The sequence below is a fragment of the Nocardioides turkmenicus genome (assembly GCF_011045035.1).
In the GTDB taxonomy this organism is placed as follows: Bacteria; Actinomycetota; Actinomycetes; order Propionibacteriales; family Nocardioidaceae; genus Nocardioides; species Nocardioides turkmenicus.
Genome location: NZ_JAALAA010000013.1, coordinates 60644 through 87430 on the forward strand (window position 1 = coordinate 60644; position 26787 = coordinate 87430).

At 69.1% G+C, this 26787-nt stretch carries 21 protein-coding genes; 10 read left to right on the top strand and 11 right to left on the bottom strand.

Annotated features, from left to right (window positions below; all coding sequences use genetic code 11):
* Nucleotides 1-7: 7 nt before the first annotated feature.
* Together G5C66_RS16125 and G5C66_RS16130 are read right to left on the bottom strand one after the other, a co-directional pair.
* A complete protein-coding gene (locus G5C66_RS16125; protein ID WP_165111981.1) occupies nucleotides 8-808 on the bottom strand; it encodes an enoyl-CoA hydratase-related protein in 801 nt (266 codons plus the stop codon).
* Nucleotides 808-2418 carry a GMC family oxidoreductase gene (locus G5C66_RS16130; RefSeq protein WP_165111982.1) on the bottom strand — a complete coding sequence of 537 codons (1611 nt, stop codon included), beginning with the start codon at nucleotides 2416-2418 and terminating at the stop codon, nucleotides 808-810. The genes G5C66_RS16125 and G5C66_RS16130 overlap by 1 nt, the downstream gene beginning before the upstream one ends.
* Nucleotides 2419-2480: 62 nt before the next feature.
* On the opposite strand from G5C66_RS16130, the gene G5C66_RS16135 reads away from it, so the two are divergent.
* Entirely contained in the window at nucleotides 2481-3320 is an 840-nt protein-coding gene (locus G5C66_RS16135) for an LLM class F420-dependent oxidoreductase (protein ID WP_165111983.1), read from the top strand.
* A gap of 183 nt (nucleotides 3321-3503) precedes the next feature.
* On the opposite strand, the gene G5C66_RS16140 is transcribed toward G5C66_RS16135, so the two are convergent.
* Entirely contained in the window at nucleotides 3504-4343 is an 840-nt protein-coding gene (locus G5C66_RS16140) for an alpha/beta hydrolase (protein ID WP_165112052.1), read from the bottom strand.
* Nucleotides 4344-4465: 122 nt separating this feature from the next.
* Between G5C66_RS16140 and G5C66_RS16145 the strand changes: the two genes are divergently transcribed.
* Nucleotides 4466-4918, top strand: a complete 453-nt coding sequence (locus G5C66_RS16145; protein WP_165111984.1) for a nuclear transport factor 2 family protein — start codon at nucleotides 4466-4468, stop codon at nucleotides 4916-4918.
* Nucleotides 4919-4940: 22 nt separating this feature from the next.
* Complete coding sequence (locus G5C66_RS16150; RefSeq protein ID WP_165111985.1) at nucleotides 4941-5354, top strand: RpiB/LacA/LacB family sugar-phosphate isomerase; 414 nt, start codon at nucleotides 4941-4943, stop codon at nucleotides 5352-5354.
* 10 nt (nucleotides 5355-5364) lie between these two features.
* Here G5C66_RS16150 and G5C66_RS16155 read toward each other — a convergent pair whose 3' ends face one another.
* From G5C66_RS16155 to hsaA, 4 genes are read right to left on the bottom strand one after another with little or no spacing between them, the layout of a single operon-like run.
* A complete protein-coding gene (locus G5C66_RS16155; protein ID WP_165111986.1) occupies nucleotides 5365-5946 on the bottom strand; it encodes a flavin reductase family protein in 582 nt (193 codons plus the stop codon).
* A gap of 30 nt (nucleotides 5947-5976) precedes the next feature.
* Nucleotides 5977-6876 carry an iron-dependent extradiol dioxygenase HsaC gene (gene hsaC, locus G5C66_RS16160; protein ID WP_206444183.1) on the bottom strand — a complete coding sequence of 300 codons (900 nt, stop codon included), beginning with the start codon at nucleotides 6874-6876 and terminating at the stop codon, nucleotides 5977-5979.
* Entirely contained in the window at nucleotides 6873-7775 is a 903-nt protein-coding gene (gene hsaD / locus G5C66_RS16165) for a 4,5:9,10-diseco-3-hydroxy-5,9,17-trioxoandrosta-1(10),2-diene-4-oate hydrolase (RefSeq protein WP_165111987.1), read from the bottom strand. Before hsaD ends, hsaC begins: the two co-directional genes overlap by 4 nt.
* Nucleotides 7775-8968: a 3-hydroxy-9,10-secoandrosta-1,3,5(10)-triene-9,17-dione monooxygenase oxygenase subunit gene (gene hsaA / locus G5C66_RS16170; RefSeq protein ID WP_338144199.1), complete on the bottom strand. Its 1194-nt coding sequence runs from the start codon at nucleotides 8966-8968 to the stop codon at nucleotides 7775-7777. Before hsaA ends, hsaD begins: the two co-directional genes overlap by 1 nt.
* A gap of 176 nt (nucleotides 8969-9144) precedes the next feature.
* Between hsaA and kstD the strand changes: the two genes are divergently transcribed.
* The 3 genes from kstD to G5C66_RS16185 all read left to right on the top strand — a co-directional run bounded on the left by kstD (nucleotide 9145) and on the right by G5C66_RS16185 (nucleotide 13380).
* Entirely contained in the window at nucleotides 9145-10848 is a 1704-nt protein-coding gene (gene kstD, locus G5C66_RS16175) for a 3-oxosteroid 1-dehydrogenase (protein WP_165111989.1), read from the top strand.
* Nucleotides 10848-11810 (top strand): MaoC/PaaZ C-terminal domain-containing protein, encoded by a 963-nt coding sequence (locus G5C66_RS16180; RefSeq protein WP_241248582.1) that lies wholly within the window; start codon nucleotides 10848-10850, stop codon nucleotides 11808-11810. Before kstD ends, G5C66_RS16180 begins: the two co-directional genes overlap by 1 nt.
* Nucleotides 11811-11916: 106 nt before the next feature.
* A complete protein-coding gene (locus tag G5C66_RS16185) occupies nucleotides 11917-13380 on the top strand; it encodes an FAD-binding protein (protein ID WP_165111990.1) in 1464 nt (487 codons plus the stop codon).
* Nucleotides 13381-13869: 489 nt separating this feature from the next.
* On the opposite strand, the gene pulA is transcribed toward G5C66_RS16185, so the two are convergent.
* The 4 genes from pulA to G5C66_RS16205 form a co-directional block, all read right to left on the bottom strand.
* Nucleotides 13870-19194 (bottom strand): pullulanase-type alpha-1,6-glucosidase, encoded by a 5325-nt coding sequence (gene pulA / locus G5C66_RS16190; protein WP_338144200.1) that lies wholly within the window; start codon nucleotides 19192-19194, stop codon nucleotides 13870-13872.
* A gap of 109 nt (nucleotides 19195-19303) precedes the next feature.
* The gene (locus G5C66_RS16195) at nucleotides 19304-20686 is read right to left on the bottom strand and encodes an alpha-amylase (protein WP_165111991.1); all 1383 of its coding nucleotides are present in this window, start codon (nucleotides 20684-20686) and stop codon (nucleotides 19304-19306) included.
* 404 nt (nucleotides 20687-21090) lie between these two features.
* Nucleotides 21091-21612, bottom strand: coding sequence for a GNAT family N-acetyltransferase (locus G5C66_RS16200; RefSeq protein ID WP_206444184.1), 522 nt, complete (start codon nucleotides 21610-21612; stop codon nucleotides 21091-21093).
* Nucleotides 21613-21656: 44 nt separating this feature from the next.
* Complete coding sequence (locus tag G5C66_RS16205; RefSeq protein ID WP_165111993.1) at nucleotides 21657-22925, bottom strand: NsdA family TPR-like regulatory protein; 1269 nt, start codon at nucleotides 22923-22925, stop codon at nucleotides 21657-21659.
* Between the two features lie 298 nt (nucleotides 22926-23223).
* Between G5C66_RS16205 and G5C66_RS16210 the strand changes: the two genes are divergently transcribed.
* The 4 genes from G5C66_RS16210 (at nucleotide 23224) to G5C66_RS16225 (ending at nucleotide 26574) form a co-directional block, all read left to right on the top strand.
* The gene (locus tag G5C66_RS16210; protein ID WP_338144201.1) at nucleotides 23224-23874 is read left to right on the top strand and encodes a TetR/AcrR family transcriptional regulator; all 651 of its coding nucleotides are present in this window, start codon (nucleotides 23224-23226) and stop codon (nucleotides 23872-23874) included.
* 89 nt (nucleotides 23875-23963) lie between these two features.
* Nucleotides 23964-24953 carry a radical SAM protein gene (locus G5C66_RS16215; protein ID WP_206444185.1) on the top strand — a complete coding sequence of 330 codons (990 nt, stop codon included), beginning with the start codon at nucleotides 23964-23966 and terminating at the stop codon, nucleotides 24951-24953.
* 113 nt (nucleotides 24954-25066) lie between these two features.
* Nucleotides 25067-25744, top strand: a complete 678-nt coding sequence (locus G5C66_RS16220) for an AAA family ATPase (RefSeq protein WP_338144202.1) — start codon at nucleotides 25067-25069, stop codon at nucleotides 25742-25744.
* 125 nt (nucleotides 25745-25869) lie between these two features.
* On the top strand, nucleotides 25870-26574 hold the full coding sequence (locus G5C66_RS16225) for a phosphotransferase (RefSeq protein WP_165111996.1): 705 nt from the start codon (nucleotides 25870-25872) through the stop codon (nucleotides 26572-26574).
* Nucleotides 26575-26787: the final 213 nt, after the last annotated feature.

Genomic DNA, 26787 nt, shown 5'->3' on the forward strand with positions numbered 1-26787 from the left:
GGCTCGTTCAGACCCCCGGCGGAAGCCTGGTGAAGTCGGGCTCGCGCCCCTCGGCGAAGGCGACCAGCGCCTCCATGTTGGCGGGCCCGCCGAGCAGCTCGGCGAACTTGGCGTTCTCCAGCTCCCGGGCGGCCTCGATCCCCGGGCGCAGCGATGCCGTCATCGTCTCCTTGACCGCGACCAGGCTGCTGATCGGGCGCGTCGCGAGCGTCGCGGCGTGAGCCCAGGCGGCGGCGAGGAGATCGTCAGGCTCGGTGACACGCCACACGAGCCCCATCTCATGCGCCTCCTCGGCGCCGATCCACTCCCCCGACAGCAGCATCCAGGCGGCGTTCTGCCGGCCGATCAGCCGCGGGAACAGGAAGCTCGACGCCGCCTCCGGCGCGACCCCGAGGGTGGTGAACGGCGTCTTGAACCTCGCCGCGGTGGAGGCGAGCACAAGGTCGGCATACCCGAGGAGGGTCGCGCCGATGCCGAGCCCGAGCCCGTTGACCGCGACGACCAACGGCTTCGAGAAGGCCACCAGGGAGTCGAGCAGGCCGACGAACCCGTGCGAGGCGCCGTCCTCCGTGGCCCCGCCGACACCCGAGGCGGTCTCCTTCATCTCGACCAGGTCGGTGCCTGCCGAGAACGCGCGCCCGGTCCCGGTCAGCAGCACCACGGCCACCTCCGGGTCCTCGTCGGCCGCGCGCAGCGCCTCGGCGAGCGCGACGTAGAGCGCCTGGTTGAAGGCGTTGAGCTGCTCGGGGCGGTTGAGGGTCAGCGTACGAACCCGGTCACGGTCCTCGCTCAGCAGCAGGTCGGACATCAGGCCACCCCCAGGATCAGGTCGGCGGCGCGTTCCCCGATCATGATCGCGGGTGCGTTGGTGTTGCCGCCGGTGATCGACGGCATCACGCTCGCGTCGGCGACCCGCAGGCCGTCGATGCCTCGTACCCGCAGGGACGGGTCGACCACCGCGCGCTCGTCCGATCCCATCCGGCAGGTGCCGACACCGTGGTAGACACTGTGCACGATGTTGGGCAGCAGCTCACGGGTCGCCTCGGCGCCCGCATAGTCGGGACCGGGTGTGATCTCGCCCTGGTTGTCGCCGAGGCCGACCATCATCTCGCGGACCTTCGCGATCCCGTCGAGGAGCACCTCGGTGTCCTTGCCCGCCTTCAGGTACGCCGGGTCGAGCAGCGGGTGGGCCAGCGGGTCGGCGCTGGCCAGACGTACGGTGCCTCGGCTCTCGGGGTAGATCAGCGTCGGCAGGATGCACAGGCCGGGCTTGTTCGTCGGTGGCCGGATCGCCTTCTCGCCGTCCTGGTTCGGGAACGGGTAGACCCAGTAGAGGACGTGCAGCTGCAGGTCGGGGACCTGGCCGGCCAGGGCGCTGCGTACGAAACCGAAGGCCTCGAACTGCGAGCCGGCTGCCCAGCCCTTGCGGGTGAGCCGCGACTTGGCGAAGCCGGCCGCGAAGTACGCCGGCGTGGGCCGCCGCAGCGCCGAGTCCATCCGGAAGGAGACCGGCACGAAGAGGTGGTCGTGGAAGTTGTCGCCGACCGGGAGGTCGGCGTGGACCTGGATGCCGTGGTCGCGGAGGTGGTCGGCGTGGCCGATGCCGGAGAGCATCAGCAGGTGCGGCGAGCCGTACACGCCGGCCGAGACGACGACCTCGCGGGTCGCCCGGATCGTCTGCTTCTCCCCGTCCGCGCCGACCACCTCGACGCCGGTCGCGCGCGATCCCTCGATGCGTACCCGGGTGACCTGCGCCTTGGTGAGGATCAGCAAGTTGTCCAGCGGGTTCTCGCGCAGGTAGGCCTTCGAGGCGGAGTATCTGCGTCCCTCGGACGCAGACAGCTGGACGACGCCGACGCCCTCCTGCACCTTGCCGTTGTAGTCGTCGAGCGCGCTCACCCCGAGCCGCTTGGGCGCCTCGTCGAGCCACGTCTGGGCAGCCGGGGTGAGGTCCTTCTGGTAGCGCACCTTCACCGGCCCGCCCTCGCCGCGGAACTCGTCGGCGCCGCCCTCGAAGTCCTCCATCCGCTTGAAGGCGGGGAGAACGTCGTCATAGGACCACCCGGTCGCACCATCGGCGGCCCAGTCGTCGAAGTTCTGGCGGTTTCCGCGCACCCAGAGCATGCCGTTGATCGACGAGGAGCCACCGAGCACCTTGCCACGGGTCATCGGGATGACCCGGTCGAGGGCGGCGCTCTGCGGGACCGACTTGTACCCCCAGTCGACGAGCTTCTTCAGCCGCGGGGTGGATAGCATCGCGGCGACCGCACCGGGGAGCTCGAGCAGGTTCTTGATCCCGAAGGCGGTGTCCTTGGAGCCCGCCTCGATCACGATCACGCTGGCACCGCTCTCGGCCAGCCTGCGGGCGGTGGCACATCCCGCGCTCCCCGCTCCCACGACGATGTAGTCGGCTTCCATGTTCACTTCTCTCTCCCGGTGATCCCTTCCGCAAACACTAGAACACGTTCTAGTGTTGTGTCATGCGCCATGGCATCGTCCTGTTCACCTCGGACCGCGGCATCGCGCCCGCCGAGCTCGCCTCCGCCGCCGAGGAGCGCGGTTTCGACACGTTCTACGTGCCCGAGCACACCCATATCCCGGTACGCCGCGACGCCCTGCACCCCACCGGCGGCACCGAGCTTCCCGACGACCGCTACCTGCGTACGCTCGACCCCTGGGTGACGCTGGGCACCTGCGCCGCGGTCACCTCGCGGATCGGGCTCTCGACCGCGGTCGCACTGCCGGTCGAGTCAGACCCGATCACCCTCGCCAAGGCGATCGCGACCCTCGACCACCTCTCCGGCGGCCGGGTGTCGCTCGGCGTCGGGTTCGGCTGGAACACCGACGAGCTCGCCGACCACGGCATCCCCGGCGACCGCCGGCGCACCGCGCTGAAGGAGTACCTCGAGGCGATGCGCGCCCTGTGGACCGAGGAGGAGGCCGCCTACGACGGCGAGTTCGTCTCCTTCGGTCCCTCCTGGGCCTACCCGAAGCCGCCGCAGGGGCGGATCCCGACGATCGTCGGCGCCGGCGGCGGCCCCAAGACATTCCGCTGGATCGCCCGCAACGCCGAGGGCTGGATGTCGACCCCGACCGAGGCCGGTATCGGCGACAAGGTCAAAGCGCTGCAGGACGAGTGGGAGTCGGCCGGACGCGAGGGCAAGCCCGAGGTCCGGGTGCTGGTCGCTAGGCGCCCCACGCCCGAGGATCTGGCCGAGTGGTCCGTCGCCGACGAGCTGATCTGGGGCGTCCCCGACACGGAACCCGCCGGCGTACTCACCTACCTCGACAAGCTCGCCACCCGCCTGAACCTCACCTGACCGCCGACCCGGCGCAACTGTCCCACCACCCGTCGCCGAGTCGGCGCATCTGTCCCAGACTTCGGCGCCCACTCGGCGCGAATGTCCCGAGCGCTCGGAGCAGTTGCGCCGACTCGGCGCTCTTCCCCGAGACAGTTGCGCCGACTCGGCATTCTCACGTGGGACAGACGCGCCGAGTCGGCGTCATTTGCTGACCAGCACCTGGTCGAGGAAAGTCACCACGCGAGTCAGGCCGGCGCGGGAAGCGGGCGAGATCCCGGGCAGGGTGAGATAGGCATGGGTCGCCAGGGTGGGGCTGTGCACGGCGACCTCCACCCCAGCCGTACGCAGCACCTCGGCGTAGCGCTCGGCATGCCGGCGGAGCGGGTCGAACCGGGCGGTGAGGATAAGGGCCGGCGGCAGGCCAGCGTGGGACGCCGCGCGCAGCGGCGAGGCCGCCCACTCCTCAGCGCGCGACCCGTCACCGCCGAGGTAGTGCTTTACGATCCCGCCAAATCCTGGCCCGCGCAGGCCGACGAGGTCGACGAGCGGGTAGATGAGCACCTGGCCGCGGACCTGCGGTCCGCCCTCGTCGCGGGCGCGGAGCGCCATGACAGCCGCCAGCGTCCCGCCCGCACTGTCGCCCAGCACCGCGATCCGGCCGGCATCCGCACCCAGGTCGGCGGCGTGCGTCGTCACCCACGTCAGTACCGTCCAGCAGTCCTCGACAGCAGCCGGGTAGGGATGCTCCGGAGCGAGCCGGTAGGCCGGCGCGACGACGACGGCTCCGGTTCGGGCGGCGATCCGCCCGGCCATCCAACGCGACTGCTCGGGCGAGCCCCAGCACCAACCACCACCGTGGAACGCCAGCACGATCGGCCATCCCTCGACAGGGGCCGGCCGGGCCTGCGGGACGTGGATCCGCAGCCGCAGCTCGCCGGCCCATGCCTCCCGCATCACGACTCCCGGGTCGTCGGCACCGAAGACCCAGGTCAGCCGCGGGTTCGCCAGCAGTGCCGCGCGCCGCGCGCGCAGCTCGACCATCCCGTCCACACCGCGATCCTGCACCTCGGCGGCGGTCCTTGTCGTGACGTACGGCCGACCGGCGGCGGAACGGCACGACAAAGGCCACCCATTTATAGAACACGTTCTACTATGCTCGGGCCATGAGTGACATCAGGGAGATCGAGCAGCTCAAGTACCGCTACGTACGCCTCCTCGACACCAAGCAGTGGGACGAGTTCGCCGGCTGCTTCAGCGATGATGCGACCGCCGACTACGCCGGGCTCTCCTTCGGCTCCCCCGGCGAGCTTGTCGACTACATGCGTACCAACCTGCCGGCCGAGATCATCACGATGCACCACCTCCACCACCCCGAGATCGCCGTCGACGGCGACGCCGCCACCGGCCGCTGGTACCTCTACGACAAGGTCTTCGCCCCGGCCTTCGAGTTCGCCCTCGAGGGCGCCGCGTTCTACGAGGACCGCTACGTGCGTACGCCGCAGGGCTGGCGCATCGCCCACACCGGCTACGAGCGCACCTGGGAGCTCACCACCAGTCTCAAGGACCAGCCCAGCGCGAAACTGACCGGACCCGGCGGACCGGCCACGCACGCCTGAGGACGGCGGTAGGTTCGACACCATGCGGATCGCCTTCGGAAGCGACGACGAGAACGAGACGACCCGAGCCGTGCTCGCGGAGCTGCGGGAGCGCGGCGAGGTCGAGGTCGTCGACACCGACTCCTGGCTCGACCTCGGCGCCGGCATCGGCCGAGCCGTCGTCGAGGGCCGCGCCGACGTCGGGGTGGTGATGTGCTGGACCGGCACCGGCACGGCGATCGCCGCCAACAAGGTCCCCGGCGTACGCGCCGCCCTCGCCTGGGAACCCTGGATCGCCCGCGGGGCGCGGCTGTGGAACGACGCCAACGTCCTCGCGATGAGCCTCAAGCGGCTCGCGCCCGATGTCGCGGTCGAGGTCACCCGGGCATTCCTCGACGAGGCCACCCCCGACCCCGACGAGGCCGACGCCATCCGCCGCCTCGACGAGCTCCCCTGACGGGCCCGCCTCAGCCCAGCTCGCGGTAGTTGCTGCGGAAGAAGAGCAGCGGCTCGGTGGCGGTGCCTTCCTCGAGGTCGAGGACACGACCGACGACGAGGTAGTGGTCGCCCTCCTCGTGGACCGAGTGGACGGCGCAGTCGAGGTAGCCGACCGCGCCGGACAGGTGCGGGTCGCCGTGGTGGGCCGACGGGGTCCAGGAGATGTCGGCGTACTTGTCGACCGCTCGCGAGGCGAACTGGTTGGAGACCGCCTCCTGGCCGGCGGCGAGGATGTTGACCGAGAAGTGTCCCGCCCGGCGGATCCGGGCCCAGGCGCGCGAGGACTTGGTGGGCGCGAACAGGATCAGCGGTGGCCGCAGCGACACCGAGGAGAACGACTGGCAGGTCATCCCGACCGGCCCTTCCGCGGTCTGCGCCGTGATCACGGTGACCCCGGAGGCGAACCGGCCCAGCACCGTACGGAACCGGGCGTCCGCCTCGGCGTCCGCAGGGGTCTCCGGCGGAGACGGTGGCGCCTCGAAGTCGAAGCGACCGTGGAAGGACTCGATCAGCTCCGGATGCGGCCAGCTCTCGGCGGCATCGGGAGACATCCCATCAGGCACCTCTATACGCATACCCGATCACTGGCCTACGCCGAAGTCGTGGCCCCAGTACGAGACGGCCGTGGACTCCCGGGCAACCCACTTCTCGTCGTCGACCTGGAGCCCCTCGGTGCCGAACTCGATGTCGAACCCGCCCGGCGACTTCACGTAGAAGGAGACCATCTCGTCGTTCATGTGGCGGCCCAGGGTTGCCGACAGCTTCGCGCCGTACTTCTTGACCCGCTCCAGCGCCCGGCCGACGTCGTCGAGCTTGTCGACCTCGAGCATGATGTGGACGCACTTGGAGTCGTTGGGGAACGGCAGGAAGGCCAGCGAGTGGTGGCGCGGGTTGATCCCGAGGAAGCGCAGCCAGATCTTGGTGCCGGGCTCCTTGCCGGCGAACTCGCCGGGCATGCTCATCGAGTCACGCAGCCGGAACCCGAGGGTATCGCGGTAGAACTCCAGCGCCTGTACGTCGTCGCTGACCGGGATCACCACGTGGCCCATCCCCTGGTCGCCGGTGACGAAGGTGTGGCCGTAGGGCGAGACCGCGGGGCGGCGCTCGTAGGTGATGCCGTGGAAGAGCTCGAAGACGTTGTCGAACGGGTCGCGGAAGCGCAGCATCTCCTGCACCCGGCGCTCGGCGAGCTCCTCGGGCGTGCCTTCCTCCACCTCGACACCTGACTTCTCCAGGTGCTCGCGGGCCTGCCCCAGCGCGGTGTGGTCGGCGACCTCCCAGCCGACGCAGCTGAGTTGGTCGTGGTCGCCGGGTTCGATCACGAGCCGGGCCGAAACCTCGTCGATGCGGTAGTAGAGGTGCTCCGGGTTCGGCCCCTTCGCCGTGATCAGACCGAGGACCTTCTCCGCGAACGTACGCCACGCCTCCAGGTCGGTGCTGGCGACGCGTACGTAGCCCATGGACTTGATGTCGATGCTCATCGCTTCTCCTCGGCAGTACGCTCCTTGTGCCTCTTCAAGAACGAAACCGCGATCTCGCGGAACTCGTCCGCGGCCTCGATCTGTGCCCAGTGCCCGCACCGCGGGAAGACATGCAGCTGCGCCTTGGGGATCAGCTTCAGGGCGGGGAACGCGCCGTCGAGCGGGTTGACCCGGTCCTCGCGTCCCCAGGTGAGCAGGGTGTGGTGCTTGAGCTGGTGCGCCTCGCGCCAGAGCATGCCGTCCTCGGCGGTCTCCGGGTTGTAGAACGACCACCCCATCGACGCCATCGCCTCGCGTGCGCCGGGCGCGGTCGCGTCGGCGAACCGCTCCTCGACCAGCTCGTCGGTGACCAGCTTCTGGTTGACGACCATGGTCGAGATGAACGCCTTCAGCGCCTCGCGGGTGGGGTTGCCGGAGAAGTCCATCAGGCGCTGTACGCCCTCGGTCGGGTCGGCATGGAAGAGGTTGAGCGAGAGCCCGCCCGGCCCCATCAGCACCAGCCTGCCGACCCGGTCCGGGTACGTCAGCGCGATCCGCATCGCGGTCCCGCCGCCGAGCGAGTTGCCGAGCAGGTGCACCTTCTCGAGGCCGAGCTCGTCGAGGAGCGCGATCACCGCGTCGCCGGCGAAGCGGTAGTAGTTGCCCACCACCTCCGGCTTGTCCGAGGCGCCGAAGCCGGGCTGGTCGACGAGGATCGTGCGGAAGTCGGCCGCGAAGCCCTCCAGCGCGGAGCCGAAGTTGGACCACGACGAGGCCCCGGGGCCACCACCGTGCAGCATCACCAGCGGCAGCCGGTCCTCGTCGCCCGATCCCAGGTCGTAGTAGCGCAGCGAGATCTCCCCCGCCGCCTCGGTCTTGATCGCGACGTCGTGCGCGACGTCGTCCTTGGAGAGCGTCATCAGTACATCCCCGGGTCGACCTTGTGCCCGAACTCCGAGGCGCCGTACATCTGCAGCGCGCGCTCGGGGTCGTTGGCGGCGTGGACGCGGCCGGCGTGGGCGTCGCGCCAGGCGCGCTGGAGCGGGGTGCCGTTGGCCAGGGCCCGGCCGCCGGAGGCCTCGAACAGCAGGTCGATCGCGTCGATCGCCCGCTGCGTACCGAGGACCTGGTCGCGGCGGATCCGCAGCCGCTGGGCGATCGGGATCTTCTCGCCGCGGGCGACGTAGGCCTGCTGCTCGCGGATGTTGTTCATCAGCAGCGCCCAGGCGGCGTCGATGTCGGAGGACGCGGTCGCCACCCGGACCGCGGCGAACGGGTCCAGGGACGCCTTCTCGCCGTAGGAGGCGCGGACCCGGTTCTGCTGCATCGCCACGTGCTCCTCGTAGGCGCCGCGGGCCATCCCGATGATGGGCGTGGTGATCGTGGTGGTGAACAGCGAGTGGAACTGCAGCTTGTAGAGATCACCGGTGTTGACCTCCTGGCCGGGACCCTTGCAGCGTCCGGTCTCGGCCATCGACAGCGTGAACGCCTCCGGGACGAAGACGTCCTCGACCACGATGTCGTTGGAACCGGTGCCGGCCAGGCCCACGACGTTCCAGACGTCGACGATCTCGTAGCGCTCCCGGGGCACCAGGAACGTACGGAAGTCGACCACCTGGCCCTCCTCGTTGAAGACGAGGCCGCCGAGCAGCACCCAGGTGGCGTGGGCACAGCCGGAGGAGAAGGACCAGCGTCCGGAGAGGTTGAAGCCGCCCTCGGTCAACGAGGCCTTGCCCATCGGTGCGTAGGAGGAGGAGACCCGGGTGTCGGGGTCCTCGCCCCAGACCGCCTGCTGGGCCTCGTCGGCGAACAGCGCGATCTGCCACGGGTGCACGCCCAGGACGCTGGAGACCCAGCCGGTCGAGCCGCACGCGGAGGCGATGTCGCGTACGCAGGTGTAGAAGTCGACCGGGTCGGCCTCGAGCCCGCCGAACCGGGCCGGCTGCAGCAGCTTGAAGAAGCCGACCTCCTCCAGCTCCTTCACGCTCGACTCGGGCACGACCCGCAGGCGCTCGGTCCCCTCGGCGCGCTCCCGGATGGTGGGCAGCAGGTCCTGCACCCCGTCCCTGACGGTCTGTGCGTCCTTGTGGGGGCGCTGTGTCGGTTCGCTCACCGCTCTGCCTTCCTGCATGGTGTCCCAGATGTCGTCGGCCGGCGCGGTCCGCGCGCTGCCGATGGGTCAATACTAGAACACGTTTCAGTTTTGTCGAGTCCCTGGGCGTGTTTCCCGGACTGTCGTCTATGGTAGAACGTGTTTCAGTTATGGGACAGGCGAGGTTGAGGAGCACCATGGAGAAGTCGAAGACCGAGGCGGCCGACGGCGAGGAGACGTACGACGTCGTCGTCGTCGGCGCCGGGGGTGCCGGGATGACCGCCGCACTGGCTGCAGCCCGACGCCACGGGCTCGAGACCGTCGTCGTCGAGAAGAGCGCCTACTTCGGCGGCTCGACGTCCCGCTCCGGAGGCGGCGTGTGGATCCCGCGCAACCACGCCCTCCAGGCCGCACACCAGAAGGACTCCCCCGAGGCCGCCAGCCTCTACCTCGAGTCGATCGTCGGCGACGTCGTCCCGGCCGAGCGCCGCGAGACCTTCCTCGACCGCGGCCCCGAGGTGCTCTCGTTCGTGTGCGAGAAGACCCCGGTGCGGTTCACATGGGTGCCCGACTACGCCGACTACCACCCCGAGGCACCCGGCGGCCGCGGCGCGGGCCGCTCCGTCGAGCCGGTCCCGCTGGATGCCCGGATCATCGGCTCCGAGCTCGACCGGCTGCACCCGCCCTACACCAAGTCGCCGGCCAACATGGTCGTCACCCAGGCCGACTTCCGGAAGATCAGCCTCGGCATGCGCACCATCCGGGGCCCGATCACGATGGTCAAGATCGCCGTCGCCCGGATCCTCGCCGGCCTGCTCGGCAGGAAGATGTACGCCATGGGCGCGGCGCTCGCGATCGCCCTGCGCAAGGGGCTCATGGACGCCGGCGTCCCCGTCCGCTACGAGACCGAGCTCGTCGGCCTGGTCACCGAGGGTGGTCGCGTCGTGGGCGTCGAGGTGCGCCACGGGGAGTCCGGTCCGACGAGCGTGATCCGGGCGCGGCGCGGCGTGATCCTGGGCTCCGGCGGGTTCGAGCGGAACCTGGAGATGCGCGAGAAGTATCTGCCCGCCCCGACCTCGGTCGAGTGGACCACCGGCGCCTTCTCCAACACCGGCGGCGGCATCCTCGCCGGGATCGCGGCCGGCGCGGACACCGACCTGATGGACGAGTCCTGGTGGGGCCCGACGATCCCGTTCCCGGGCCGCCCGTGGTTCGCGCTCGCCGAGCGCAACCTGCCCGGCTCGATCATCGTCAACGGCGCCGGCAAGCGGTTCATGAACGAGGCGCTCCCCTACGTCGAGGCCGTGCACGAGATCTATCGCGGTCAAGAGACGGGTGTCTCCCACGTCCCGGCCTGGCTGGTCTTCGACCAGCGCTACCGCAACCGCTACATCTTCGCCGGGCTCGGCCCCGGCCAGCCGTTCCCGGGACGCTGGCTCAAGAGCGGGGTCGTCGTGAAGGCGTCGACGATCGAAGCGCTCGCGGAGAAGATCGAGGTGCCCGTCGACGGGCTCCGCGAGACCCTGGAGCGCTTCAACGGGTTCGCCAGGTCAGGCGTCGACGAGGACTTCCACCGCGGCGAGTCCACCTACGACAAGTACTACTCCGACCCCACCGTCACGCCGAACTGCTCGCTCAACGTCATCGACCAGGCGCCCTTCTACGCGGTCAAGATGGCCCCCGGCGACCTCGGCACCAAGGGCGGCCTGGTCACCGACGAGCGCGCCCGCGTCCTGCGGCCCGACGGCTCCGCCATCGAGGGCCTGTACGCCGCCGGCAACGTCTCCTCCGCCGTCATGGGCCGCACCTACGCCGGCCCCGGCGCCACCATCGGCCCCGCCCTGGTCTTCGGCTACCTGGCCGCCGAGGACTGCGCCGTCTCGACCGAGGAGGACAACTGATGCCCATCGACCCGACCAAGGCCATCGGCGCCTCGCTGCCGTCGCAGTCGTTCTCGTGGACCTCCTCCGACGTGCTGCTCTACCACCTCGGCATCGGCGCCGGCTCGCGTCCCGGTGACGCGACCGACCCGGCCGCGCTGCGCTACACGCTCGACTCCGAGGCGCTGACCGTGCTTCCGTCGTTCGGCGTCGTGGCACCGACCTTCCACGTCACCGAGCCGCCGTCGCTCGACCTGCCCGGCTGCGACATCGACCTGGCCGCGGTGCTCCACGGCTCCCAGGAGATCCGCGTCGACGGCCCGATCCCCACCTCCGGCGAGGCCGTCGTCTCGACCCGGATCGCGGAGGTCTGGGACAAGGGCAAGGCTGCCGTCATCGTCCAGGAGGGGGTCGCCACCACCCCCGGCGGCGACCCGCTGTGGACCGTCAGAAGCTCGATCTTCGTACGCGGCGAGGGCGGCTTCGGCGGTGAACGCGGACCGTCCACGTCGGTGCCGGTTCCCGACCGCGCGCCCGATGCTGTCGCTGCGTACGACGTGACGGAGCAGCAGGCGCTGCTCTACCGGCTGTGCGGCGACCGCAACCCGCTGCACGCCGACCCCGCCTTCGCCGCGAAGGCCGGCTTCCCCAAGCCGATCCTGCACGGGCTGTGCTCCTACGGGATCGTGCTGCGCGAGGCGACCGGGCTGCTGCTGGACGGTGACGCGACCCGCGTCGCCGGCTTCGGTGCCCGGTTCGCCGGGATCGTCTTCCCCGGCGAGACGATCTCGATCGAGGCCTGGGACGAGGAGCCCAGGATCCTGGTCAGGGCCACGATCTCGTCCGAAGATCCGGCCCGCGACGGCGCACCGGTCCTCGCCGACTGCTACGTGGAGGCGACCGGAGCGAGGTCGAGCGGCGAGCTTGCTCGTCCGCTCGCGCCGAGCGAGGGAGCGACCGAGCGAAGCGAGGAGGTGCGATGAGCGGCGCGGGCCGAAACAGCTGTAACACGCTGTTCGTAGGACTACTCGCCCTACTCGAACGACCGGATAGTCCTACGAACGACGTGTTACACGGGAGGGCGGCAGCATGAGCGGGACAGCACTGCCCGACGTACTCTCCCCCGCCGACGTCGCGGAGCGCTTCGGCGGCTGGTCGGAGGAGACCGACGTGGTCGTGGTCGGCTTCGGCGTGGCCGGTGGGGCCGCGGCACTGGAGGCAGCCCGCGCAGGAGCCCGTACGATCCTCCTGGAGCGCGCGGCGGAGCCCGGCGGCACCTCGGCGATGGCGGGTGGCCACTTCTACCTCGGCGGCGGGACGGCGGTGCAGAAGGCGACCGGGATCGAGGACTCACCCGAGGAGATGTTCAACTACATCCACGCCGTCTCCAAGGAGCCCGAGGACGACAAGATCCGGGCCTACTGCGACGACTCGGTCGAGCACTTCGACTGGCTCGAGGCGCTGGGCTTCGAGTTCGAGCGCTCCTTCTGGCCCGGCAAGGCGGTGATCCAGCCCGGCACCGAGGGGCTGATGTACACCGGCAACGAGAAGGTCCACCCCTTCCGCGACCTCGCCGTCCCCGCGCCGCGTGGCCACAAGGTGCCGGTCCCGGGCGACACCGGCGGAGCCAAGCTGGTCGTGGACCGGATGGCCGACCGCCTGGCCGAGACCACCGCCCAGATCCGCTACGAGACCGGTGCCACCAACCTGGTGATCGAAGACGGCCGGGTCGTCGGCCTGGCCTGGCGCCGCTTCGAGGAGCGCGGCGCGATCCGCGCCAACGCGGTGATCCTCGCCGCCGGCGGCTTCGTCGGCAACGCCGACATGGTCGCCGAGCACACGCCCCGGCTCGGCGAGAAGCTCTTCCCCCTGGCCTCGACCTACGACGACGGCCTGGGGCTGCGCCTGGGCGCGTCGGCGGGCGGCCGCTGGCGGTTCATGGACGAGCCGTTCCAGACCGCGCCCTTCTACCCACCCTCGATCCTGCTGACCGGCATCATCGTCAACAAGCACGGCAAGCGGTTCGTGGCGGAGGACTCCTACCACGCGCGTACCGCCGCCTTCGTCATGGAGCAGCCGGACGCAGCGGCCTTCCTGATCGTCGACTCGGCCCACATCGAGCATCCGACGATGCCGCTGTGCCCGTTCATCGACGGCTGGGAGACGGTCGAGGAGATGGCGGCGGGGCTCGGGGTCCCCTTCGAGGCGCTGAACGAGACGCTGACCTCCTACAACACCCACGCCGCCGACGGCGATGACCCGGAGCTCCACAAGGCACCCGAGTGGACCGAGCCGCAGGACACCGGCCCGTGGGGCGCCTACGACCTCTCCCTCGGCAAGGCGATGTACGCCGGCTTCACGATGGGCGGTCTGGCGACCACGGTCGACGGACAGGTACGCCGCGAGGACGGCTCCGCGATCGCCGGTCTCTACGCCGCCGGCGCCTGTGCGGCCAACCTCGCCCAGGACGCCAAGGGCTATGCCTCCGGCATGCAGCTGGGCGACGGCTCGTACTTCGGACGGCGGGCCGGCCGGCACGCCGCCGGACTGTGACCGCACCAGGACGCCCCGACCTCGGTGATGGGGCTCACAGCCTCGGCGTCTCAGGTCGGACCGGTGCCCGGCCGGCAGGGGCGTACGGCTAGTCTGTGGAGACGCCCATCGAGCGAACTGTTGCCATATCACATATCCCTTCGAACGTGAATGACTTCGGTAAAACTTGGGACTTTGTGCCCTACGCGCATCGCGAGCTCGGCTGGTTATGTATACGCGACGCCGCGGACATCGCCAGTGCCTGGCTTCCGACGCGTCCGCAGGCCATCGGTCCCCACTCGACGCCTGTCGCCGTACTAGCCGAAAGGAATCCCTATGTTCGACTTCCGGAGCCCGGCCGGCCTCATGGTCGTCGCCGCCCTGGTCGTCATCGCACTCGTGGTGGTCGGCGCTGTCTTCGGCAACAGCCCGTCCTGATCTGACGCCCAGCTTCCGGCAGGAAGCCGCAGGCCCCGGCTCGAAGAGCCGGGGCCGCGTCCATTTCTCGGGTCAGCGGGTGAAGACCGCCACCGTCCGCGCGGGAACCGTGAAGGTGCCGGATCCCGAGTCGAAGGCGGACGACTTCACGACCTCGTCGGAGCCGTCGGCCTGCGTCGGATGCAGGCGGTAGCCGGCGCCCTCGGCCTCCGTGATCCTCTGCTGCTGCGTCTGCGTGGTCGCGTTGAAGACGACCACGAGGTCGCCGAGGCGCATCGTGATGACGCCCGGCGTCTCCTCCTTCCCCGAGAGCGGGAACGACAGCTTCTCCTGGACCTGGGCGGTCGTGGCCAGGTGGAAGGCAGCCTCGTCCGTACGGATCCTCAGCAGCTCCTGGTAAGCCGCCGAGGCACCCTCGATCTCCGGGCAGCCGGGGACGTTCCCCTCCGCGAGCAGCGGCTTGGCGTACGGCCACTTGTCCTTGTTGTCGGCCGCCGGAGGCAGCCCCCGCCCGAAGCCGTTCCCGTCCTCGCAGTCCCAGTGGATCGCGTTGAACCAGTCGCCGGAGTCGTAGGAGTTGCGGTCCAGCGACTTCGAGCGCAGCAGGTCGGTGCCGGCCTGGGAGAGCGCCGGCCCCTGGGAGAGCGCGGCGGTCGCCATCGCGAGCACCTGCATCCGAGCGCGGTCCGCGGTGCTGGTGGACGCGGGCAGCTTGAAGGCGAGCGCGTCGTAGAGGGACTCGTTGTCATGGGCGTCGGCGTAGGCGAGCGCGTCGCCGGGCTCGTCCGCGTAGCCGGCCGGCGAGCCGTTGTAGTCGACCTCGGCGCCCTTCACCTGGCGACCGTTCGTGTCGGTGAACGAGTAGTCGGCGAGGTTGCCGGAGAGCCCGACCTTGATCAGGTCCTGGTAGTGCAGCAGCCGCGCCCGCTGCTCCGCCTCGGTGCCGTTCGCGGCCGAGGAGTTCGGGTCGGTGTAGAGACCGCTCGCGAAGCCCTGGACACCGGGGTCGGCGTCGAACGGGCCGCCACCGCGTACGGCGTCCCGGGCCCGGTCGCTGAACGTGGCGATGCCGGTGCCGGCCATGTTCTTCTGGGTGGCCTGCACGAAGCGGGCGTCGTCGGCGATCTCGCCGAAGTTCCAGCCCTCGCCGTAGAGGATGATGCTCTTCCCGTCGACGCCGTCCTTCTCGAGGGTGAGGGCGTCGAGGGCCTTGCGGATCTCCAGCATGTTGGCCTTGGGGTGGTGGCCCATCAGGTCGAAGCGGAAGCCGTCGATCTTGTAGTCCTTGGCCCATGTGACGATCGAGTCGACGACGAGCTTGCCCATCATCGCGTTCTCCGGCGCGGTGTTCGCGCAGCAGGTGGAGGTGGCGACGGAGCCGTCGGCGAGGAGCCGCTGGTAGTAGCCGGGCACGATCCGGTCGAGCACGGACGTCTTCGCCTGGCCGCTGCTGGTGGTGTGGTTGTAGACCACGTCCATCACGACCCGCAGGCCGTCCTCGTTGAGCGACTTCACCATCTGCCGGAACTCAACGGTCCGGTCGGCGCCGTCCGGGTCGGTGGCGTAGGAGCCCTCCGGGACGGTGTAGTGGTAGGGGTCGTAGCCCCAGTTGTACGCATCCCGGGCCGCCGCTGCGGCGACGCACTCCTGCTGCTTCTCGCTGTCGGCCGCATAGGACTCGAGGTCGCAGTCGGGGGTGGTCTGGTCGGACTTCCGCTCCGGGATCGTGGCGATGTCGAAGGCCGGAAGCAGGTGGACGTACGACGTGCCGGACTCGGCGAGCTTCCGCAGGTGCTTGGCGCCGTCGCTGTCCTTGTCGGCGAAGGCGAGGTAGCGGCCCGGGTGGTCGCTGGTCGCGTCCTCGATGGAGAAGTCGCGGATGTGGAGCTCCTGGATCTGGGCGTCCTTCAAGGCCACGGCCTCGGGCTTCTTCAGCGTCGACCAGCCCTTCGGGGCGAGCGATCCGTCGCCGAGGTCGGCGACGAGGCTGCGCTCGGAGTCGGCGGTGAGCGCGACCGAGTAGGGGTCGGTGACCTTGTTGGTGACGAGCTTCTGCACGCTCGGCGCCCAGACCGTCACGACGTAGCGGTACTCCTTGCCGCGCCAGGCCGCGGCAGAGCCGGTCGCCGACCAGACGCCGCTGGCGTGGTCGCGGCGCATCGGCACGGTCCTGTCGCCCAGCTCGAGCTTCACGTCGTGGGCGGTCGGCGCCCACACGGACAGCGTGGCCTTGCCGCCCTTGAACACCGGCCCGAGCGACGCCTTCTCCGCCTTCTCGGCGTAGAGGTCGTCGAGGATGCCCTGCGTCTGGACGCCGGTGCCGGTGACCAGGGCGCCGTTGCCGATGCGCTGGGTGAGCACGACCTGGCCGGCGAGGGCCTCGCGGATCCGGTCACGATCACGGGTGTCGACGGTGAACGCGGCGTACTCCTTCAGGTGCGGGAACCGTGCCTCCTGCTCGTCGGTCAGCGACGCGGGCTGGAGCCGCAGCCAGCGGCCCTCGCTGCTGAGCGCACCGTCCTCGACGGTGATGCCGCCGTCGCGGTCGTAGACCAGCTGCGTGGACAGTGCCGACCCGCTCGCCTTCTCCTCCGGCAGCACGACGGTGGTCTCGTCGATCCACTGCGCGTGCGCCTTCGTCAGATCGAGCTCGGGGGCCGAGCCGACGGACGGCAGCAGGTAGCCGGTGTCGCCGGAGTTGAGCCACACCTCGTGGCCGTACGTCGTCAGGTCGAGCGAGCGGTCGTTGGGGATGTCCTTCTCGTCGCCCTTGTGGACGATGTAGTTGAGCGAGGTCGCGCCGTCGACGAGGGGCACCTCGAAGGTGACGCCGTACGCGTCCTTGCCGGTGGGCTGCAGCGGCTTGGACCACTCGGTCGGGCTCGCGGCGCCGGTCCAGGTGTGCAGGCCCCAGCCGTCGTAGTCGCCGTCGGGACGGTGGAAGTGGATGACGGCCTTGGACGTGTCCGGCGCCGGGTAGACGCCGTCGGGCCTGGTGGTCAGCTGACCGTCGCCGCTGGCCTCGACCCAGACCTCGCCGGTCTCGGCGAGGTCGATCGTCTGCTCGGTGCCGTCCGTGGCGCCGTCCTTCTCGACCGTGTACGTCACCGAGGACGCGCCGTCGGGGAGCTTGATCCAGGCGAAGGCACCGTAGGCGTCGCGGCCGCTGAACTCGCCGCTCTGGTCGCCGGCTCGCAGCGTCCAGCCGGTGTAGTCGCCGTCGGCGCGCCGGTAGTGCACGACCGCGTAGTCGCGGTCGACGGCGCTCGGGTTCTCCGCCTCGGGAGCCTTCCCGGCCGTGGTCTCGGCGAGGTCGCTCGCGGTGCGTCCGTCACGGTCGACGACCACGGCCTTGTAGCGCAGAGCAGTGCCTTCGGCCACGGCCGCGGGGACGTACTGGGTGATCTTGTAGGGCGCGTGGTCGACGGAGCCGAGAGTGCGCCACTTCCCGTTGCCGATCTGGGCGGCGAAGACGACGCGGGCGCCGTCGGTCTCCCCCGGGTCGGCGGAGAGCGTGACCGTGCCGGTGGCACCGGCCTCGGGGGCGGTCAGCGTCAGCGTGGGCCTCGCGCCGGCGTCGGGGAGCTCGGACTCGGCGCGCAGCACGACGGAGGACAGGGCCGGGACGGTCACCTCGATCTCGCCGCCGACGGACGCTGCGGTGGCCTCGCCGCCGTAGATCGTCTCGAAGGACGCCGACTCGACGGGCAGGCTGACGGTCTTCGGCTCGGTCGCGTTGTTGACCGCGACCACGTACTCGCGGTCATCGCCGGTGCGGGAGAACGCGTAGACGGAGCCCTCCGCGTGCAGCTCCTTCTGGGCGCCGTCGGTCAGGGCCGGGTGGTCCTTGCGGACCTTCGCCAGCGCGGCGATGGCGGTGTAGATCGGGTGGCTGGTGTCGTACGCGTCGGCAGCATGGGTGCGGTCGGTGCCGAGCTGGTCGTCGTCGAGGTAGTCGGCAGTCTCGGACGCGAAGAGCGTCTGGCGAGCGTCCTTGTCGCCGCCGGCGCCGGTGAAGCCCTGCTCGTCGCCGTAGTAGACGACCGGGTTGCCGCGGGAGAGGAACATCAGCTCGTTGGCGAGCCGGGCCCGCTGGACGAGCTCGGCGTCGCTCGCGTCCGGGTGGTCGGCTCGAAGGAACGTGCCGATCCGGCCCATGTCGTGGTTGCCGAGGAACGTGACCTGCTCGTAGGCGTTGGCCTTGTCGGTGGCGTACTTGTAGTCGTCGGCGAAGACCCCTGCGAGCCGGTCGGCCGGGGCGCCGAGCGAGGCGTACGCGCGGGCGGCGTCCTGGAACGGGAAGTCCAGGGTGGAGTCGAGGCGGCCGCGGGTGACGTACGGCGAGGTGACGTCGGTGTCGGCGGAGTAGACCTCGCCGAACATGAAGAAGTCCTCGCGCCCCTGCTCGGCGGCGTAGGCGTCCAGTGCGGTCGCCCACTCGGTCCAGAAGTCCAGGTCGACGTGCTTGACGGTGTCGATGCGGAAGCCGTCGATGTCGAAGTCGCGGACCCAGCGCTGGTAGATCTTCTTCATCCCCTCGACGACCTCGGGGCGCTCGGTCCACAGGTCGTCCAGGCCGCTGAAGTCGCCGTAGGTGGTCGACTCGCCCTCCCAGGTGGAGTCACCGCGGTTGTGGTAGAGCGTCGGGTCGTTGAGCCAGGACGGCACCATCTCGCCGGTGTTGACCGGGGTGTAGGGGAACGAGTCGCCATCGACTTTCACACGATCCGAGGCGGGATCGGCGTCGTCGAACGGGCGGCCCTCGGCATCCAGGTAGGGGAAGGCGCCCTTGGGGCGGTAGCCGTACTTCTTCTCCGCGTAGTTGACGGTGTCGGCGGTGTGGTTGGTGATGACGTCGAAGAAGACCTTCATGCCCTTGGCGTGGGCCTCGTCGACGAGCGTCTCGAGATCCTCGTTGGTGCCGAAGTGCGGGTCGACCTGGGTGAAGTCGGTGATCCAGTAGCCGTGGTAGCCGGCCGAGGCGTTCGCACCCTCGCCCTGGACGGGCTTGTTCTTGAAGATCGGCGCCATCCAGATCGCGGTGGTGCCGAGGCCCTTGATGTAGTCGAGGCGCTCGGTGAGACCCTGGAGGTCACCGCCCTGGTAGAAGCCCTTGTCGGTCGGGTCGAACCCGGTCGACAGCCGCGAGCCGGTCAGGCCGCCCTTGTCGTTGGAGGTGTCGCCGTTGGCGAACCGGTCGGGCAGCACGAAGTAGAACTGCTCCTGCGTCGCCTCGTGGCGGGCGGGCTCGGCGGCCAGCTTCGCGTCCGAGGGCGGCTTCGGAGGTGCCGCCGCCGAGGCCGGTGTGGCCGTCTGCAGCGCCGTGGCGAGCATTGCGGCCGCGACCACGGTCGCCGCCATCCGGGGCGCGCCGGGTGCGCCACTTCTTCGATTCACTGTGAGGGCCTCTCTGATTGTGCCGGGCATGCGAGGGTCGTGCGGGTCGCGCGAAGTGGCCGACCGGCCGGCGCCCATGGGGGTCGGCGCCGGGCGGTCGGCCGAGGGATCAGCTGCAGGACTTGGCGCCGACGTGCAGCGCCAGGGCGGTGTTGGCGCCGAGGGTGGCGGTGAACTGGCCGGAGCCGTTGACGGTGACGCTCCTGCCGCTCTGTACGTCGCAGTAGGTGCCCGCTGCCAGCGACGTCTGGAAGGTGCGGGTCAGCGAGAAGGACTCGTGGTTGATCGCGACGTATGCCTTGCTGCCTCGTCCGAAGGCGATGGCGTCGTAGCCGTTGTCCCACCAGTCGGTGACGGCCTGGCCGCGGGCGGTGTTGCGGAAGGCGACCATCTTCTTGATCTCGGGCCAGGCGTGCTGGCACTTCCAGCCGTCCTGCCAGCAGGCGTCGACCCTGCCGGCGTTGGGCGGGCCGGCGTCCTTGTCGCTCCACTCGTAGCCGGAGTTGATGTCGGGCGAGCCGTAGGGCCAGGCCAGCATGAAGACGTTGGCCAGGGTGTAGTTGGCGCCGTCCTTGTAGTTGAGGGTGTCGCCGCCGCGCTCGGTGTCGTGGTTGTCGACGAAGACGCCTGAGCTGCCCGAGGACATGTAGCCCCAGCCCTCGCCGTAGTTCTTCAGGTAGGCGAGGTTCTCGTTGTTGAAGACCCGCTTCAGGTCACGGGCGTAGCGGAACTCCTGGACGTCGCCGTTGCCGAGGTACTCGCTGGGCGAGACCGCCTCGCCCGCGCCGAAGATGGCCTCCTGCTTCCAGTAGGCGTTCGGGTTGCTCAGCCGGGACTTGATGTTCGCCAGGTCGGAGGCGGCCATGTGCTTGGCGGCGTCGATCCGGAAGCCGTCGACGCCGAGCGAGAGCAGGTCGTTGAGGTAGCCGGCGATCTTGCCGCGTACGTAGTCCTCGCCGGTGTCGAGATCGGCGAGGCCGACCAGCTCGCACTCCTGGACGTTCGTGCGGTCCTGGTAGTTGGTGATCTGCGCAGTGCAGTTGTCCAGGTCGAAGGAGGAGTAGAGGCCGGGGTAGGCGTACTTGCTGTAGGACGACCCGCCGGTGCCAGTGCCGGAGCCTGCGGACATGTGGTTGATGACGGCGTCGGCGACGACCTTCACGCCGGCGGCGTGACAGGTGTCGATCATGTTCTTGAAGGCGGTGCGGTCACCTAGCCGGCTCGCGATCCGGTAGCTGACGGGCTGGTAGGACGTCCACCACTGCGGGCCCTGGATGTGCTCCTGGGGCGGGGAGACCTGGACGTAGCCGTAGCCGGCCGGGCCCAGGGTGTCGGTGCATTCGCGGGCAACCGAGGCGAACTTCCATTCGAACATCACCGCGGTGACGTCCTTGTCTCCCGGCGGCGCGGCCTGTGCTGGGGCGGGGAAGGTGAGGGCGGCGGCGGTTCCCGCCGCGAGGGCAAGGGTGGCAGATATCGACTTTCTGGCCATGGTTCCTCCCAGAGCTGTTTGGCGACGTAGTGGGGGCGTACGGCCGGAGATGCACGGGCCTGATCGCTTGAATCTTGCTGCAAGATCTTGCAGCCCGACGGTAGAAGTGATCGCTGTCACACGTCAACCCCTTGCGGGGAGACATCTCAAAGAAGCAGCGCAGGGCGGAGCAAGTCGCTGCAAGAGTTTGCGCAAGCTTCAGCAGCACAGCGCAGCCCATGAGGGAGTTCAGCGGTGACTCCTGGGGCGGACGCGATGGTTGCCATCGACGTCAACCCATGGTCGTAGCCGTCAAGAACGGCGACCTGAGCTCCGGCGCCGGGAGTAGCGCCGTGGAGGCTGCCGCGACGAAACATCTCCAGGCCGGACAGAACGTTGATACCTTGGTCCCCCGGGCGCGAGCGTCACACGGCCGCGGGCTGCCACTCACCTTCGAGTAGTGAGAAGGAGACACTGTCGCGCCAGGCTCCGTTGGTGTGTACGTGGTCGCGGATCGTGCCCTCGCGCTGGAAGCCCAGCGATTCCACCAGCCGCATGCTGGCGGTGTTCTGTGGCCCGATGTTGGCCGTCAGTCGGTGCAGGCCGAGGTCTCCGAATCCGAACTCGATCATCCGCGACACCGCCGCTCGAGCAATGCCGCGGCCCTGCCACTCGTGTCGCAACGCGTAGCCCAAGTCGGCGGCCTTGACTCCTCCCAGGCCGAGACGGACGAACCCGATTACGGTCTCTGGGGAGTCCGAATCAGCGATGGCAAGGTAATACTCGCTGCGTGGCGTCTCAAGCTGTCGCTTGAGGATCCCATCGAGCATGGATTGCGCCTCAGCTCGATCACGAGATGCGAAGCTGAGCCAGTAAGTGACTCGCTCGTCGCCGACAATCGAAAGTACGCCGTCGGTGTCGCTTGCCTCGAAGTCTCGCAGCAGCAACGAACCTGCAGGCAGTCTGAGAGGCTCAGACGGGGTACGCCCTGTCATGGGTGCATCGTCAACGGTCGAGCGACGAAGGCCTCGACCTGACCGCGCAGCTCGTCGGCGGCCTTGCTATCGGAGGCCGCGTCAGCCGCAGCTCCGACTCGTTGGACGCTCTTCACGACGCCCCCGATCCGAAGGTCACGTGGGAGTTCGAGCACCGGGGCGATGGACTCAGCCGCCCCCTCGACCTCGCCGTTGGCGATCCGGATGATCGCTTGATCACACCGAGCTCCGGCGGCATCGCCGAAGGCCCAGGTGTCTCGTGTGTCGTCGCTGTATGCGTCGACTGCCTCTTGTGCGGCACCAACGCTTTCAGGGTGGTTGGGTAGCCAGCTCAAGGCGTCAGCGGCATAGTAGGCGGCGCGTGCGTCGGTGAAGGTGAGGATGCCACCGAGTCCATCGAGGTCGGTGGGTTCCATGGCGTCGGCGATCTCATCGGCACGGTGGATGCTCTGGGTCGCCTGCTCCTCGTTGCCGAGGCGGGCCCATGCTCGTGCGCCTGACGACTCCAGCCACAGCGTGGCGCTGTTCACTGCGTTCGTTGCCAAGCCTCGGTCGACGTAGCGGAGCGACTCCTGTGGCCGACCGTCCCAGTAGACGATCAGGGCCATCAGCCCGTTCAGCCAGGCCGCAACGGTCGTGTTTCCGGCCTGCTCGGCGAGGATCAGTGCGGTGCGCGCCTGGGTAACGGCGGCTCGCGGGTCACCGAGATCATGGGACGCCTTGGCAAGGATTCCGCCCGTGACGGCGCCGATGCTGAAGAGCTGGGCGGCGTCGCCCGGTCGGCGGGGGGTCAGGATCGCCTGGTGAACGGCGTCCTGGAGCGTGACCAGCGGGTTGATCAACTCGGGAAGAGCCTGCACCGGGTAGGCCCGGGCAAGGTCGCGCAGCTCTTCTTCGAGCAGGGAGTAGTCGTCGATGCCGGGCATGTTCAGTGCTAGGTGGCGGGCCTTCTCGGCAGCCATGGTGAGAGCCTCCTGGTAGCTGGGGCGTCCGGCCGGCGCTGTTGCAGCCGGATCGTGGGGCCCGAGAAGGACCGCGACCGGATGACCAAAAGCGCCTTCCAACGCCCGAGCGATCGCCGGTGTCGGCTGAACCTCGCCGAGCGCGCGGGTGCCAAGTCGCCGCGCGTGATCCTCGGAGAGCGTTACAGACCGACCACCGGCCGTCGCCGAGGCGCGTTCAACCGAACGGGCGACATCACGCCAGGTCAGACCGCGCTCGATCTTGATCGCCTCGAGCGTCGTACGAGGTGCAGTTGATGTCATTTGGTCGTCCTCCTGTTTACACCTTGCCCGAGCACACGGCCCGACGTCAGTGACTCAGCCTGAATGTCGGTCGATGTCCGCCGATATCGGTTGATGTCTACCGAGTGTTCGTGGAGATGTCGGTCCCGTTCCCTCAACGCTGAATCCAGGCGAAGTGCGCCAGCGACCTGTGTGACGCCACGAGCATACGTGGCCACCGTCGCCACCAACCGGAGGAAATTGAATGAGATCTCGGCGTGCGGCCCCCGGACGTCCGCGGCATGTCCCAAGCACCAGCGCCGCATCGCCACGTGACCAGGTGCTCAACGCGGCGGCGGAACTGTTCGTCACTCGCGGCTTTGCGGCTACCTCGACCCGGGAGATCGCGGAGCGGGTCGGCATTCGGCAAGCGAGCTTGTATTACCACTTCGCCGGGAAGGACGAGATCCTCGCCGAGCTCTTGCAGCGCTCTGTACGTCCCACAGTGGACAAGGTCGAGAAGATCGAGGCGCTCGTACCGCCCGAGACTCACGCGACCGCGCTCTACCTCCTCGCGCTGATCGACATCCGAACTCTGGCCGAGGCACCCCACAACGTCGGCATCCTCTACGCCCAGTCCGACGTAACCAACAGCGAGATCTACACCGAGTTCCAGCACACCCGCCGCGAACTGGTTGACGCCTACGGCCGCATCGGCCTCCAAGCCGCCTCAGTCGCCGTGACCGCTGACATCGACGCCCCAGAGCTGGGCGAGATGTTGATGCACTCGATCGAAGTCGTCACCGGCATCCGCAACGCCGGGACGGCGATGACCCCACAGCGAGCGAATCGCATCGCAGAAGCGGTGCTGAGGATGTGCGACGTGCCCAGGGAGACCATCACGACCGCAGCCGCGACGGCAGCCGGACTGCTCGCGGAGTTCCACCACGAAGACGTGTTCAACGACGCCACCTCTCACCAGAACCTCTAAGTCTCCTCGCCGGCCCGTCGCCTCAATCGTCTGTGGCGGCGGGTTGCCGAGGCCAGCACAGCCGAAATCATCCCTGCGAGGAGCACCCAATGATCCAGATCATCGAGGATGTCCCCTCGGCAGCAAGTAGCCGTCTCGGGTTCGTGTGGCTGGAGATCACCGGCCGCTGCCAACTCGAGTGCGTCCACTGCTACGCCGAGTCTGGGCCAGCCGGGAACCACGGCACCATGACCGTCACCGACTGGGAACGGATCATCGACGAGTGCGTGGCACTCGGCGTGACCATGGTGCAGTTCATCGGCGGCGAGCCAACCCTTCACCCTGATCTGTCGGCTCTCATCGAGTATGCCCTTGAGCGGGGTCTCGAGGTGGAGGTCTTCTCCAACCTCGTTCACGTCTCCCCTGTCCTGTGGAAGGCGTTCGATCAGCCGGGTGTACGTCTCGCCTGTTCCTGGTACTCCACCGACCCTGGCGAGCATCAGTTGATCGTGCGCCGCAACACCCACGCCCGCACGAAGGACAACCTCGCAGAGGCGGTACGCCGCGGAATCCCGGTGCGCGCGGGCATCATCGGGATACGCGAGGGCCAGGACGTCGATGCAGCGGCACGCGAGTTGGCCGACGTGGGCGTGACCGAGTTCGGCGTGGACCATCTGCGCCAGGTCGGCCGAGGGCTCCGCGACCGCGACGCCTCGATCGCGGAGCTGTGCGGCAACTGCGGCGACGGCGTGGTCGCCGTAGGCCCGGACGGGTCGGTCTGGCCCTGCGTCTTCTCACGGTGGATGTCGGCCGGGAACGTCCACCACGCCACCTTGGTCGACATCGTCACCGGCCCGGCGATGACCCAGCGCCGCACCGAGCTCGGCTTCACCGATCACCACTGCGATCACGAGCACGAGGCTGAGATGGGGGAAGACACCGTGGCCTGCCGCCCCTCGACGCCATGCAGCCCCGCCTGCAACCCCAAGTGCCACCCCCGGTGCGGCCCGGCCTGCAACCCGAACTGCAGCCCGAAGTGCAGCCCCTCATGCCAACCGTGCGGGCCCGGGCGCCGCTGCTGGCCATTCTACGAGCACTAGCCCGTACCGTTGTGCAGGTGGACTCGTTGCTCGCGACGCGCGCGTACATCCCTAACCGCCATCTGCCCGCCGGGGACCCTGACGTGTGGGCTTGGCCGTTCGACATACCCTGCGTGAACCAGCTCGCTCGTGAAGGCATGGAGTTCCGCAGCCCGGTCACGTTCCTGGTGGGCGAGAACGGGTCGGGCAAGTCCACTCTGGTGGAGGCCTTCGCCGAGGCATGGGGACTGGATGCGCACGGCGGCCGCGCCGGCCGGAAGTACGTCAACGACCGGCCCAAGACCCCGTTGGGTGAGGTGGTCGACTTCGACACCACCGCCGCCGGGCACACCGCACGTCGCGGCTCTCGCCGGCGGCGCAAGGGCTACTTCCTTCGTGCCGAGACCGCCTTCGGGTTCATGGAGACCGTCAACGGGCTGCCGGGCTACTGGGAGGACGACACCAGCACCCAGAGTCACGGCGAGGGGTTCCTCACCGTGTTCGACGCGATGTTCGACGAGCCCGGGTTCTACCTGATGGATGAGCCCGAGGCCGCACTGTCGTTCACCTCGAGCGTCCGCCTCGTCTCGCTCATGCACGAGCTCGGCCAGACCGGCGCCCAGGTCATCTGCGCCACCCACTCCCCGGTTCTGGCCGCAACCCCGGGAGCCGACATCATCGAGGTCGGCGAGCACGGCTTCCGCCGCGCAGCCTGGGAAGACCTCGACCTGGTCTTCCACTGGCGCCGCTACATGACCGACCCCCGCGCCTACCTTCGCCACGTCATCGACGAGGAGACCACCCACCGGTGAGCACGTCCCTCAGCCCAGCCGACCAGGCCCACCGCCGACGCCTCACCGACTCGCACCTGGAGGCCGCCAGCACGCTCGGCTGCGTCCTGGATCCGGAGCGGCGGTGGGGCTGGTACGACCGTTCTGTGTCCGGCAGCGCCACGCGCGATGGTCAGAGAGTTTGGGTTCGCACCGTCACCGAGCAACCCCAGTGGGCTGAAGCGCCGTTCTGGGTCGGCAACACCGAAGCCAACAAGATCCTCGGCGTCCCCAAGCCGATCGTCCTCGACTCCACCGAGATCCGTGACGAGGAGCGTTGGTTCCGCACTGAGGTGATGACGCTGGTCGACCAAGCTCCGGCCTCGCCCGTTCCCGCCGCGACAGCACCTCCGGCCATCGACGACGTGTGGCTGGACCAGCTGCGTACGTCGCTCGATGCGCTCGCCACCGTGTCCACCACGCGGCAAACGAAGGACCAGGACGACGTCACCCAGCAACTGCGCGAATACTTCGGCGATCGCATCCACCCCCAGGTGGAGCGCTGGGTGGCCTCTCACGGCGACCTGCACTGGGCAAACCTCACCGCCCCCACTCTCGTCATCCTCGACTGGGAACAGTGGGGCCTGGCCCCATCCGGCTACGACATCGCCACCCTGTACTGCCACAGCCTCCTCCTGCCCGAAACCGCGGCCACGATCCGGCATCGCTTCACCCACGTGCTCGACTCACCCGACGGGCGTCGTGCACAGCTCCTCGCGATCGCACGCATGCTCAGCCGCACCCGCATGGGCGACTACACCGACCTGGTCATACCGCTACACCGACTTGCCGACGAGATCCTCGGTCGCTGATACCTACCGCCGCGTCCGCATCAACGTTTCAGCACCAATCCGCTCGTCGGTACGCCGGTGACCGCGGTGACGAGCACATGGGAGGCTCCGTCGAGCTGGTTCACCGATGTACCGCGCACCTGGGCACACGCCTTCGGCTGTCGCCTCCGTGCAACGCGCGGGACTCGTTACCAAGGTCCTGGAACTGGATACCATTGGGGCCGTAACCACATT